The following is a 12,664-nucleotide window of genomic DNA, read 5'->3' as shown; positions in this document are numbered from 1 at the left end:
GATCCTTTAAGTCGGGAGTAAACGATGGTTATGAGTATTGAAATGGGTGCATAAAAATGAAAAAGCTAATAGTTATCAATCGTACAATGAGGGTTGGCAAGAGTGCAGTATGTAGACAACTCATCACGAAATCTATCCTGGCAGAGTCATTACAAAAAACACAAAGTAAAGGAGTGATATGGTGAATTTAAATCGTTTTCCGCGTAGAGAATACTTGTCTGGCCCTACGCCGATCGAAAAGTTGTCCCGGTTATCCGAGGTGCTTGGCGGTCCTGATATCTATATTAAGCGGGATGATATCAGCGGAATGGCTTTAGGTGGAAACAAGCTGCGCAAGCTGGAGTTTCTGGTTGCGGATGCGCTGAGTCAGGGCGCGGACACTCTGATTACCTGTGGCGCGATTCAATCGAATCATTGCCGCCTGACTTTGGCCGCGGCAGTGAAAGAGGGTTTAAAATGCCAGCTGGTGCTCAAAGAGAATGTTCCTGGCAGCTATAATCCGCAGGCCAGCGGCAATAATCTGCTATTTAACCTGCTTGGCGCAGAAAAAGTAAAGGTTATTCCTGCCGATAAAAAGGCGGATATGGGATTGGAAATGCAAGAACTGGCCCGGACGCTGGCAGCGGAAGGCAGAAAGGCATATATTATTCCTTTGGGCGGTTCCAATGCGCTGGGAGCAATGGGGTATGCCGCGTGCGCCCTGGAGATTCTTTGCCAAAGCTGGTCGAGCCGGGTGAACTTTGATTACATTGTAAGTCCCAGTGCTAGTTCGGGAACTCACGCAGGCTTATTGGCAGGGTTCTGGGGAATGAGTAGTGATGCGCCGGTAATCGGTATTAATGTATTGCAAAAGAATGATAGGCAAAAAGACTTAGTCTATGATTTGGCCCAAAGAGTTGCCGCAGAAGCGGGGGTACATGCGACGCTTCCCAGGGAATCTGTAGTCTGTTTTGATGAATATCTTGGTGAAGGCTATTCATTGCCAACCGCTGGCATGGTGGAAGCGGTCAGGATGCTGGCCAGTATGGAAGGCATTTTGCTCGATCCTGTTTATACAGGCAAGACGATGGCCGGACTAATTGATCTGACGCGAAAAGGTTTTTTCAAACAGGGACAAAACGTGCTATTCCTGCATACCGGAGGTTCACCGGCACTCTTTAGTGCAACAGCGCTGTTTTAACGCAGCCAGTGTCGTTTTAACAGTTTGCATAACGCACCCCGACTGTCGGCAGTAGAGATATTGCCAGCAATCGGGGTGCATTATGTTATTGGGTTACGTCTGCGTAGATACCTCGTATTCAGACGGGATATTCTGTTTGGCAAGCCACCTGATGACATCCTGCAGAGCGGCAGGGTTTGTGCTAGTTGGTTCGAGGGACGAAAGTCCGGAAAGCAGTTCCGCTTTTCGGTAGGAAAGTGAGTTAAGCTTTTGGGCAATAGCTTCAATCAGATCCATATCCATGGCATCGGAATAGACTGTAGCATTCGCAATGCAGCCCTTTTCTAGCTTCAGTTGAATCTCTATGTTTCCCCAACTGAAACGCTGTTCAAAAACAATGCTAAAGCGGGGAGTTTCACCATACCGCCATTCCCAGGATGCATTCCTGCGATAAATCTCATTCAGTTCTGGCATGGAAAGATCAAAATCAAACATAAATTCCGCTGCGTCACCATACTGCCGACGAAACTGGGTCTTTAGGTTGAAGACCATTGTTTCCAGTCGAAGTCCATCCATAAAGTCACCAAGGTTGGCTACCCGAGACCGGACTGAGTCCACCCCTTTAGACTGGATTTTCTGTGGTGGAACGGTTAAATATCGCGAGAGCTTTTCCAGATCGGCACTAACAAGCAGCGTACCATGATGAAGCGCGGTACGGTCATCAAACCGATAGGCGTTCCCGGAGAACTTTTTGCCGTGGGCGATAAGGTCATTGCGTCCTGAAAACTCAGCCTTAATTCCTAGCGTTCGAATAGCCTCCAATATAACGTTCAGTTGATTTTCCAAATTATAAAGGCACCTATCCATGATAAAGGAAAAGTTGAGGTTTCCTTTATCATGGAAGACCGCTCCGCCACCTGACATTCGCCGTGTGAGCTTGCAGCCGTCCCGCTCCATTTCGGGTAGTCGGCATTCCTTCCAGGGATTTTGGTGTTTGCCGATAACCACAGTATTCTCGTTTTGCCATAGTAGAAGCAGGACCTGGCCGGCGGCAACTTTCGAGAATAAGTATTCTTCTAATGCCAAATTAAACCATGGGTCTAAGGTCTCGGAGCGGATAATGGCAATACGACTGTTAAGCAAGATGAATAGCCCTTCCCTGCACTGCCAGCGCTGCTTCCAAAATAACTTCGGCGGTAGTTGGGTGGGCATGGATAGTCTCACTAAGCTGCTTGGCGGTCAGTCCGTTTTGGATGGCCAGTGCTATTTCGGCTATCAAATCGGTTGCATGGAGGCCAATGACGCTGCCGCCGATGATTTTGCCTGTTGTTTTATCGGTGACCAGTTTGATAAAGCCGTCAGTCTCGCCATAAGTCAAGGCTTTGCCGTTCGCCATAAAGGGGAATTTGCCCACAGCGACATCCACGCCGGCTTGCTTGGCCGATTTCTCACACATACCGACTGTAGCAATTTCTGGATCAGTAAAAATAGCACTGGGAACCACAGAATAATCCATTTTACAAGGCTCACCTAAAATATTGCGTATTGCGACCAGTCCCTGATGAGAAGCTATGTGGGCCAACTGCAACTTATTTGTTACATCGCCAATCGCATAGATATGAGGAATATTGGTTTGCATCTTGTCATTTACAGCGATTCCTCGATTATGTTCGTTAAACGTAAGCGCCAGCTGTTCCAGACCAAGCCCCTCTGTATAAGGTTTGCGTCCCACAGACAGCAGGACTAATTCTGCGGCAATATATTTTGTAGCCTGATCCTGGGCGAAAGCAACCAGGCATTCTCCGGTCTCAGTTTTAACGATCTCATTGACTTTGGCGTTGGTAAAGATGCGGATGCCTCTGCTTGCAGCGTGACGGGCGTTTTCAGCACAAATGTCTTCATCACAGGCAACTAGGCATTGATCCAGCGCTTCAACAACTGAAACCTCAACGCCAAAGTTTGCGAAAATAAAGGCGAATTCCATCCCGATTACTCCGCCGCCGATAATTACCATGCTGCGAGGGAGCTTCTCCAGTTGAAGTGCCTGATCGCTGGTGATTACCTGATCTAAATCTATGCCGGGAATGGGTAGCTGGGCTGGTCTGGAGCCGGTCGCAATAATAATGTTTTTGGCTTTTACCGTTGTTTCAACGTTCTTGTGTTTTACCATGATTGTATGATCGTCCTGAAACATCCCAATACCACTAACCACTGTTACCCCGTTACGGGACAATAAGTGTTTGATGCCGCATGTTAGTTGACTGACTGCCGTGTTTTTGTGTTCCACGACTCTTTTCATATCAACTACAGCGTCTGCTGTCACTACACCGAAAGTGCCGCTGTGCTTTACTGTATTCAGAACCTGAGCCGATCTGACAAAGGACTTGGTAGGGATGCAGCCGCGATTTAGGCAAGTGCCACCCAAGGCATCCTTTTCGATTAGAACAACTTTCGCACCCATCTGTGCCGCCTTAATTGCCGATACATAACCTCCGGGCCCTCCGCCGATAATGGCGATATCACTGTCAAGTTCCTGCTTTACCGCTTTGACCAGATTGCCAAAATAGTTGAAGTCGGATGGGGCAGGGGGCTGTTGTTGGCCATCTATTGTCGCAAGCACGGTATCAGCGCTCACAGTAGCGCCTTCCTCGACCGAAAGACTCTGAATAACGCCGGAAGCGGCTGTTTTGATGACAACGGTACCTTTTTCGCCTTCAGCATCAAATAGTACGTCGCCTTCTGTTACCACTGCTCCCAATTGATGGTGCACTTTCAAAATTTTTACCGGCTTACCGGAAGTAGGAGCAGCGGTTGACAATTTGATATCAAATAGCATGATTTTTTCCTCCCGTAAAATAAATGGACCTGGCTTACGCCAAGTCCGATTGACAGTCAAAGCCTGCAAACAGAAAGAAGACATCTAATGTGAAACAACTATTTACCAAAATCAGGAGCAAATTCTGTAATAGACTCTCTGACCAGGGTAACACTGTATGCCATTGACGGGCCACCGCCAAAAGCTACCGCAACCATAGCGGCTTCCATGATCTCCTCCCTGGACGCGCCTGCTTCGAAAGCTTTGAAAACATGAAATGCGATGCAATATTCGCAGCGAGAATAAACACCAATCGCTACGCTGATTAATTCCTTGGTCTTTAGGTCCATGGTGATCGGCTTGTAGGAAGCGCCTAAAAGTGCCATAAAAGCATTGATCTGTTCACTGCTTGTCTTACTGGTTTCTGCCAGCCCATTCATGAAGCCATTGAGTAACTCACGTGGAGTTTTCGCCATAATAAACACCCCTTGCAAATAAAGTTGCTATACTAATGATTAGTATAGCAACTTTATTTGCAAGGGTCAATATTATTTTCTTGTGGTTTTGTCAATATTCTTTACCATTTTATCTAGAACTGTTTTGAAAACTGCAAACTCTTCATCGCTGATTCCCTGAGAGAAAATCCGGCTCATTGCTTCCCCTTCAGGAAGCAACTCTTCAATTCGGGTGTGGCCTTGTTCAGAAAGGGACAAATAGGTAATACGGCGATCTTGTGTGTCTTTAGTACGAATAAGAAAGTGTTCCTTCTCCATCCGGTCTACAAGCCTGACGACGGTGGAATCTTTGATGTCCATTTTATCCGCCAAATCTGTTTGACTTAGTCGTCCGTGTTTTAATAAATAATACATCGCAATCCACTGCACGCGGGTAATACCCAATGTCATTAGACGTTCGTTAAATTCCTCGGATAACTTTTTGGCTACCCGGTTGGTTATAAAAGCGACACATTCATCAACATCAAACATTATTTTACGCTCCTTATCTTTATTTAAAACAGCTTACCAGTTTGTTGTTTCCACCATCCCAATAATAGAAATAAATTGTGTGGAATTTTTGAAAAAGGCGGATGACATAATTTTTGCCAGAATAGAAAGCTGCTGGCGCTCCAGATGGAGACGCTGCTCCACTGGAATGCTTAGTCCTGTAAGAAAAATATATACTATATAGTCACTATGTGCAAATATATACAATTAATTTCATAGCCTCCGTTCTTAAAAAGGGAGGAATTCAATAGGGTGATACAGTATATATTGGATAAAAAAATTGAATGTGTCGAGGGTAAGCCAATCAAATTAAAAATGCTCGGTTTGTTCTGTTTCCTTGTATTGAAGGTTGAACATATTGATTGACTCTTGCCAAGTATGTGTCCCTCATGCATCCCGCGACAGACCTTGAAAAAATAAATAATAACAAGTAAGCAGCCGGTTATGAGATTACTCCAGGTCCTTTCTCTATTGACATTCTTTTTTCGCATCATTATACTGTTAATTAGCCAGGGAAACTAATTGCAAAAGGAATGTACCTATGGAAAAACATACTATCACAGTTCCCCCTAACCCAAGAGCGCGGTTAGGAGAAGTACTGTTACAGATATCCGATGATGTGTTAGATGCAATAAATAATGCACTGAAAGAATACCACATTTCCGAAAGCAAATTTGGTTTACTTTTGCTACTATTCAATACCAGCACGGACCAGCCGTTACAGCCTTCGGAAATTGCTAATAGGCTTGGAATCCGACGGGCATCTGTAACCAAGCAGTTAATTTGGCTGGAAGAACATCAATTGATTACAAGAACCATATGCCCTGAGGATCAAAGAATGGTTAATGTCACAATAACCGAAGAAGGTTACCGTCTTCTGGACCTCGTTCTACCGCACTACTGGCAGGCTTGCGCGAATCTCACCCAAAAATTAACAGAGGAAGAGACCGCGCGTTTGCTTGATTTGCTAATAAAAATCGGTTTATGAGTAAAAAAATCATGCACCGTTTTTATTTTCCTATTTAATTAGCCTAGCTAACTTTTTTGATGATAGAGGAGCTAATATAATCTTTATTTTTATCCCCGATAATTAGCTTGGCTAATAATTACCATGTTGACGCGGTAGCAGAAGCATCCTCAAAAGCCATGGGGCAAATGTTAAGCTAAGGGGGGGAAGTCTAGGACTTGACTGAAAACCAGTAGACAGATGACACCACTAAATATTTGAAAAGCTGAAAAGGAGGAGCGAAAATTGGACTTTGCAAAGGCAAGCGCCTATATTGAAAGCTTATATGAAAAGAGAAAATTATCGCAAAAACAATATATTGAGGATACAGAGTTGAAAAATTTTGGACCGGTTGTGGATGACGATGTTGCCAGAATGCTGCAGGTTTTAATAACGATGGCCAGACCGCGAAAAATTCTTGAGATCGGTACAAGTATTGGTTTTTCAACAGTTTCGATGGCAAAAGCGATTAAACATTACGGCGGTACAATCGTGACAATTGAAATGGATGCGGAAGTGGCTAAACAAGCGGCTAAGAATTTTGAACGTGAAGGGGTAAAAGAACAGATTGAGCTTAGAATAGGTGAGGCGCGCACAGTAACCTCAGGTATGAACGAAGAGTTTGATCTTATTTTCCAGGATGTCGGTGATAAAAAGTTGTATGGCGAAATGCTCGAGGACTACATTAGGTTGCTTAAGCCAGGAGGACTACTCATTGCCGAGGATACACTCTTTCCTGTATTTGATTTTGGTTCTGAATATGACGATTTGCCCCAAATGTGTGAGTCATTAGATATATTCAATAAAAAAATTGCGGATTGTCCGCAATTTGAGAGTACTTTGCTGCCAATAGGGGACGGTTTGACGGTAGCGGTAAAAAGAACAAGCTGAAAAGTACAACAATAGAGATTTTCGCGACGTTATGGTATAGTTAAATATTGTAAGATGTACTTGCGATTAATTTTGTTACAACAGTTAATCGGGAAAGGAGGATGTAGATATGATTAATTATAATAATTTACATTGTTTAAGGAGGAGTCTTCCTCTGTAACAGATGGAGGAAAAATGGTTAAGCAGAATTTATTAATTGAGAACATACCCGCCATTCTTTGGGGTGAAAAAAACACTAAAATAATGGTGGCTGTTCACGGAAATATGTCGAACAAAACGGATGTGCCGATTGCTATGCTTGCAGAGGAGGCAATTCCGCTAGGATATCAGGTGTTGAGCTTTGATTTGCCGCAACATGGAGATAGAAAAGAAGAACCAACGTTATGCAAGGTTCAAAATTGTGTTCAGGATCTTTGTAAAATTATGGACTTTGCCATGAAGGCGTTCAAATGAAATTAGCTTGTTTGCCTGCAGTATGGGTGTATATTTTAGTTTGCTTGCCTATAAGGAGGTTTCCCTACAACAAAGTTTGTTTTTGTCGCCTATTGTTGACATGAGCCGTATCATTGACATTATGATGACATGGGTCCAGGTAAGTAAAGAGCAATTACAGGCTGAGCAGGAAATCCCAACGCCTATTGGTCAAACTTTATATTGGGATTATTATTGTTACGTCAAAGAAAATCCTATTGTTTATTGGGAGAGTCCTACTGCCATACTTTATGGAAAAGAGGACAATCTTTGCGAATTTGATGTTGTATCTTCTTTTGCCAACAAATTTGATTGCAGCTTGGAAGTAATGGATAATGGTGAACATTACTTTCATACACCAGAACAATTGAACTTTTTTAAACAATGGTTAAAAAAATATCTTAATTAAATATTTATAGCGAGCGAGAAAATACAGCCTTATTTCAACGAGTCGGGTGACGGTTCGAAGCTACTGAAAAAGTCAATAAATAAAACACTTATCCCTCTGTTATGGTAAAATATAGCTATAGATTTTGCCGGAATGGAGGGATTTGCTTTGCTTAGACATGTGCCGTACCAATTAAGTATATATAGCGTGCTCTATGACAAAATTCCCAACGACCATTTTCTGAAGACTAAGGGTTCAGCAAGGGCAACGATGTAGGATGATTAAAATTGGATCATGTACAGAATTTATTATGTCGTAACGTGGATATTCAATTGCAAAAGGGTGAACATGAAAAAGAGGAGAAACTATTATTAGATGAATTAATCTTGATAATAATTAGTTCATTATGAAAAATAACTTTGAATGGAGGTCTTCTAATGACAAAGAAGATAGCCGTAGCTGGTAAGGGCGGCGTTGGTAAAACAACTTTTACTGCATTACTAATTAAGGAATTGTTACAGCAGCAAAAAGGAATGATTTTGGCTGTAGATGCTGATCCTAACTCCAATTTGAACGAAGCGCTGGGGATGACGGTAGACGATTCTATCGCTAATATCCTGGAGGAAGTTAGAACTGGAGATGATATCCCGGATGGAATTGGCAAAGATTCATTCGCTGAATATAGATTAAGCCAGATTATTCAAGAGGGAAATGGTATGGATCTAATTTTAATGGGATTGCCCCAGCAAAATGGTTGTTATTGTTATCCTAACAATCTTATTAGAATGTATCTGGAACGGTTACAAAAAAATTATGAATACGTCATCATTGATAACGAAGCTGGAATGGAGCATTTAAGTCGGCGTATCGTTGCAGATATCGATATGCTGTTTATCATTAGTGATACTTCTGCACGTAGTATCCGTTCGGCGGCAAAGGTGTCTGAGCTTATTCGTGTGCTAAAGATCGAAATACCCGAAGTTTATCTGATTGTCACCAAGACGGGAGAGGCTGGAATTGACCGGCTCAAAGAGGAAATAGTAAAAACAGGTTTAAATTTAATCGGTACTATTCCCTATGACGAACAAGCTGTTACCTTTGATACCGAAGGGAAACCATTGGTTGATCTGCCTGAGGACTCTCTTTCCGTTAAGGCAGTTAACGCTATTATGAAAAAAGTTGGTATTTAATGCACTTTGATGCTTCATGGCCTCGTATAGCCAATCAGTCAGGAAGAAATATAAACGATTGGGTAGAGCTTTTGCAAAAAGGAGATTTTTATGGGTAGAAAAAGGCAATTAAAGATGAAACAAGTCGAAATAAAGCATCTTGAACAATACAACCAACTGCTGCGGTATGTTTTCCAGGTAACCGATGCCGATCTGCGCAAGGTTGGCTGGGAAGGGCGGGATATCGTTAATGCCAAATCGCCGGCTTTGGAGCAGGCGGAGGTCTGGGGTTGGTTTGACGGTGATCAACTTGTGTCTCAGGTGGCGGTTTATCCATTTCAAGTACGGATATTCAATACAACGTACGACATGGGAGGACTTACCGGCGTCGGTACGTTCCCGGAATACTCCAACCAGGGTTTAATGCATAAATTGCTGTATCAGGCACTGGAAAAAATGCGCGAGAAAAAGCAATCGATTTCTTACCTGTATCCCTACTCCATCCCTTACTATCGCAGAAAGGGATGGGAGATCATTTCCGATAAAATAATTTTTGAAGTGAAGGACTATCAACTGCCAAAAAATAAACAGGTTCCCGGAGAAGTCGGCAGGGTTGGCAGCGAAAGCGATGATGTGAAAAGGGCGTATGAACGTTTTGCCTATCAAACCCACGGAGCCATGCTGCGCGGTGATTTGGCCTGGAATGAATACTGGCTGTGGGATTTGGACGATCTGATGGCCGCTGTTTACTACAATGCCGACAGGCAGCCGGACGGCTATGTTCTTTACTGGATCGCGGACGAAATATTTCACATTAAGGATATGATCTTTGTCAATGAAGAAGCCCGCAGCGGGCTTTGGAATTTTATCAGCGCCCACTTTTCGATGATTTCCAAGGTCATAGGCAATATTCATACTGACGAGCCGCTGGCCTTTTTGCTGGAGGACGCCGATATCAAAGAGGTTATCTCTCCCTATTTCATGGCCCGTATTGTGGATTTGGAGCAGTTTGTCGCCCAATATCCTTTTAAGCCGGATACCAAAGAGCGGGAATGGACATTCACCCTGGATGACCCGCTGCTTTCCTGGAATCAGGGAACCTTTACGCTCCGTATTGATACTGAAGGAAAAGGCGAAGTCTTTCGCACGACGGAGCGCAGCGACGCCAGGCTCGATATCAAAACCATGACAACGATGCTGCTAGGGTATAAGCAGCCGTACTATCTGCATAAGATCGGACGCATCACCTGCAGCCCGGAAGCGTTGGATATGCTGGAGGATGCAATTGAACAACAGACACCCTATTTCTCAGACTATTTCTAGGAATGCATTGGCACCCCATTCACGGGTTTATGTTCGCCTAGACTAGTTTAGGCGATTTTTCGTAAGGGAGATTCCCTTTACAGGATAACAACATAATCCGGATAAACTGTTGACGTTTGTACACATCCCGGATATAATAATATAACAAACATAATGTTATCAAGGGGAGTAACCGTCAAACAAAGTCGACAATTCGGCGTAAGCCCGGCTTTGTTGGCCTTTAAAGTGCTGGTGAGACCTTGCCTATAGTGGTAAGGTCTTTTTTGTTTTTAAACTGACCTTACCTAAATCTAGGCAAGGTCAGTTTTATTTCTTCATACTTATTGTGTGTTATACCTATTAAGATAAATTAATAAATGATGCCGAGTGAGGGTAGATGATGTGGATTCTATTTTTTATGTAATATGTCATCGCAAAACTAAAAGCACAGGAAAAAATTATAGGATAACAACAACAATCCGGATGGTCAAAACCATTTGGTTTATATAAAAATCCCTCTCCCTTTTAGAACCCAAGCCCAGGCTTGGGTTCATTTTTTTTAGTACAATAATATGGTATTAAAAAAAAGAGGGTCTATCTATTCGGCAAATTGAAATGATTTTATCGCTATAGTCTACAAGGTGACATTATCAAATACATGGAATTGTTGATTGTGGGGTATAATTGTGGTACAATAAAGCCACAGAAAGGAGCTGAAGGTTATGCCTCAGATTATTCCAATTCGGGATTTGAAAAATACCAGTGAAATTTCTCAAATGTGTCATGCCTCCAATGAACCTATTTTTGTGACAAAAAATGGTTATGGCGATATGGTAATTATGAGCATGAAAATGTATGAAGAAAAAATGTTTATGCTCGACGTCTATAGTAAACTCATTGCTGCCGAGGAACAGCTTGCGGAAGGAAAAGTGCTTGACGGTGACGCTTCGATAAAAAGCTTAAGAGAAAAGTATAATGTATAAACTGTTTGTTACGGAGCTTGCGCATCAAGATTTAGACAATATTGTCTCTTACATCGCCGGACAGTTGGCTAATACAAAGGCAGTCGGAGATTTTCTAGATGAAGTGGCTGCTTGTTATGGTCTTCTAAAAAGCAATCCGATGATGTATGAACGGTGTCAAGATAAACGATTGAGCAAAGAAGGTTACCGCAAAGCGGTGATTAAAAATTACGTGCTTGTGTACAAAGTCAATGAAGCTTCCGAAACTGTTTGCATTATGCGCGTTTTCTACGGCGCACAGGATTATATTAAATTAATATAAGTTGGCAGCGGTTTTAAGGCATCTGTTACGGCAGGTGTTTTTTTTGCGTCCTTTTCAGGAGGTAATCAGTAAAAAATCCGTTTTTATCAAGATTATTCCAAACAAGAGCCAAAATAGAGATTTTCGCGATGTTATGGTATAGTTAAATGTTTGCTAAAGCGGTTGGGGTGGCGACGAATTTGCCATCATCGCTAATGTGGCGCAAGCAGTGTTTAACCAATCAGCTTTAATCCAACCGCAGAGCCAAGCACAACGGCAATAGAAATAATCCTTGATAAATTCCGCGGTTCACCATATAGCAACATCCCCAATATGGTTCCTCCCGAAGCTCCAATTCCTGTCCACACCGCATAGGCTGTTCCCATGGGCAATGTTTTCATAGCAAGCGCCAGAAAAACAAAGCTTAGACCAAAGCCGGTGAACAGCAAGGCAAGTGCCTTCCAGTCGCGGTCTTTGTGCAATTTATTAATCATTGCAACTCCCATCATTTCGAAAATGCCTGCTATTATGAGGAAAAGCCAGTTCATATCATAACACCTCCGTCCTTTTCTGGTTGCTTAGCAGCTTAAGGCTGACAACTCCACTTAAGAGTAATGCAATCAAGGCGAGTTTGGCAGGTATGACAGGCGCATCGAACAATAGAATCTCCACCAATACGGTTCCTGCTGTTCCAAGCCCGACGAAAACGGCATATACCGTGCCAACGGCAATATCACGACCAGCCATAATCATCAAATAAAAGCTGATGATTATGGCAATCACTGTTCCTCCCCATTCCAAGAAGCCTTCCGCGTGTTTCATTCCAATCACCCAGCACACTTCAAAAAAAGCGGCAATAACAACGGATACCCAAGTTTTGCTCATATCTAACCCTCCAACTTTAAGTATTAGCAGAAAGAAATAATAAAACCCGGGAGAATAAGCTGCACTATTGCAGCTATTCTCCCGGGTTTTTATCCCTCCGTGAAACAGTCATAGACTGTCGTTTTCTCTCGGACCAGGCCAGCGAACTGCGGAACCCTAGAAAACTCATTAAATGATATTATACACACCAGGTTTTAGTTGTCAAGAACGTATAGCAAAATATTCGTTTCCGGTTTGCATACTACACCTCTTGATTCAGTAATCTGCGCCATATACGGAGCGGAAAGTTTGCGATATCCAACCTAATTGTC

The 12,664-nt window shown here is 42.9% G+C and carries 15 protein-coding genes and 1 riboswitch; of the genes, 9 read left to right on the top strand and 6 right to left on the bottom strand.

Translation table 11 applies throughout. The features are described from left to right. The first annotated feature begins 178 nt into the window (after positions 1-178). A complete protein-coding gene (locus tag SRRS_RS16395) occupies positions 179-1,180 on the top strand; it encodes a D-cysteine desulfhydrase (protein WP_371362029.1) in 1,002 nt (333 codons plus the stop codon). Between the two features lie 93 nt (positions 1,181-1,273). Here the strand turns inward: SRRS_RS16395 and SRRS_RS16390 are convergent, their stop codons facing one another. The 4 genes from SRRS_RS16390 to SRRS_RS16375 all read right to left on the bottom strand — a co-directional run bounded on the left by SRRS_RS16390 (position 1,274) and on the right by SRRS_RS16375 (position 4,960). Continuing rightward, a complete protein-coding gene (locus tag SRRS_RS16390; protein WP_371362027.1) occupies positions 1,274-2,302 on the bottom strand; it encodes a lipoate--protein ligase in 1,029 nt (342 codons plus the stop codon). After that, positions 2,295-3,995: a dihydrolipoyl dehydrogenase gene (gene lpdA / locus SRRS_RS16385; protein ID WP_371362026.1), complete on the bottom strand. Its 1,701-nt coding sequence runs from the start codon at positions 3,993-3,995 to the stop codon at positions 2,295-2,297. The genes SRRS_RS16390 and lpdA overlap by 8 nt, the downstream gene beginning before the upstream one ends. A 98-nt stretch (positions 3,996-4,093) precedes the next feature. Continuing rightward, complete coding sequence (locus SRRS_RS16380; RefSeq protein ID WP_371362025.1) at positions 4,094-4,450, bottom strand: carboxymuconolactone decarboxylase family protein; 357 nt, start codon at positions 4,448-4,450, stop codon at positions 4,094-4,096. Between the two features lie 72 nt (positions 4,451-4,522). Continuing rightward, positions 4,523-4,960, bottom strand: coding sequence for a MarR family winged helix-turn-helix transcriptional regulator (locus SRRS_RS16375; protein ID WP_371362024.1), 438 nt, complete (start codon positions 4,958-4,960; stop codon positions 4,523-4,525). 559 nt (positions 4,961-5,519) lie between these two features. Here SRRS_RS16375 and SRRS_RS16370 point away from each other — a divergent pair. From SRRS_RS16370 to SRRS_RS16335, 8 genes are all read left to right on the top strand, one after another. Beyond that, positions 5,520-5,966, top strand: coding sequence for a MarR family winged helix-turn-helix transcriptional regulator (locus SRRS_RS16370; protein WP_371362023.1), 447 nt, complete (start codon positions 5,520-5,522; stop codon positions 5,964-5,966). Positions 5,967-6,230: 264 nt separating this feature from the next. Then, a complete protein-coding gene (locus SRRS_RS16365; RefSeq protein WP_371362022.1) occupies positions 6,231-6,875 on the top strand; it encodes an O-methyltransferase in 645 nt (214 codons plus the stop codon). A 174-nt stretch (positions 6,876-7,049) separates the two neighbouring features. Beyond that, complete coding sequence (locus tag SRRS_RS16360) at positions 7,050-7,328, top strand: hypothetical protein (RefSeq protein WP_371362021.1); 279 nt, start codon at positions 7,050-7,052, stop codon at positions 7,326-7,328. 40 nt (positions 7,329-7,368) lie between these two features. Further along, positions 7,369-7,755 (top strand): alpha/beta hydrolase, encoded by a 387-nt coding sequence (locus tag SRRS_RS16355; protein WP_371362019.1) that lies wholly within the window; start codon positions 7,369-7,371, stop codon positions 7,753-7,755. 416 nt (positions 7,756-8,171) lie between these two features. After that, a complete protein-coding gene (locus tag SRRS_RS16350) occupies positions 8,172-8,924 on the top strand; it encodes an AAA family ATPase (RefSeq protein WP_371362018.1) in 753 nt (250 codons plus the stop codon). A gap of 90 nt (positions 8,925-9,014) precedes the next feature. After that, positions 9,015-10,226 (top strand): enhanced intracellular survival protein Eis, encoded by a 1,212-nt coding sequence (eis, locus tag SRRS_RS16345; RefSeq protein ID WP_371362016.1) that lies wholly within the window; start codon positions 9,015-9,017, stop codon positions 10,224-10,226. Positions 10,227-10,927: 701 nt separating this feature from the next. Beyond that, complete coding sequence (locus tag SRRS_RS16340; RefSeq protein WP_371362014.1) at positions 10,928-11,188, top strand: type II toxin-antitoxin system Phd/YefM family antitoxin; 261 nt, start codon at positions 10,928-10,930, stop codon at positions 11,186-11,188. Continuing rightward, positions 11,181-11,489 carry a type II toxin-antitoxin system RelE/ParE family toxin gene (locus SRRS_RS16335; RefSeq protein ID WP_371362013.1) on the top strand — a complete coding sequence of 103 codons (309 nt, stop codon included), beginning with the start codon at positions 11,181-11,183 and terminating at the stop codon, positions 11,487-11,489. The genes SRRS_RS16340 and SRRS_RS16335 overlap by 8 nt, the downstream gene beginning before the upstream one ends. Positions 11,490-11,701: 212 nt before the next feature. Here SRRS_RS16335 and SRRS_RS16330 read toward each other — a convergent pair whose 3' ends face one another. Continuing rightward, on the bottom strand, positions 11,702-12,016 hold the full coding sequence (locus SRRS_RS16330) for a multidrug efflux SMR transporter (RefSeq protein ID WP_371362012.1): 315 nt from the start codon (positions 12,014-12,016) through the stop codon (positions 11,702-11,704). 1 nt (position 12,017) lies between these two features. After that, positions 12,018-12,353 (bottom strand): multidrug efflux SMR transporter, encoded by a 336-nt coding sequence (locus SRRS_RS16325; RefSeq protein WP_371362011.1) that lies wholly within the window; start codon positions 12,351-12,353, stop codon positions 12,018-12,020. 76 nt (positions 12,354-12,429) lie between these two features. Continuing rightward, positions 12,430-12,524: riboswitch (guanidine-I (ykkC/yxkD leader) on the bottom strand. Positions 12,525-12,664: the final 140 nt, after the last annotated feature.

The organism is Sporomusa rhizae (assembly GCF_041428845.1).
GTDB classification, from domain to species: Bacteria; Bacillota; Negativicutes; order Sporomusales; family Sporomusaceae; genus Sporomusa; species Sporomusa rhizae.
Note: the sequence above shows the minus strand (reverse complement) of the source record. Positions and strands in the feature narration are given on the sequence as shown.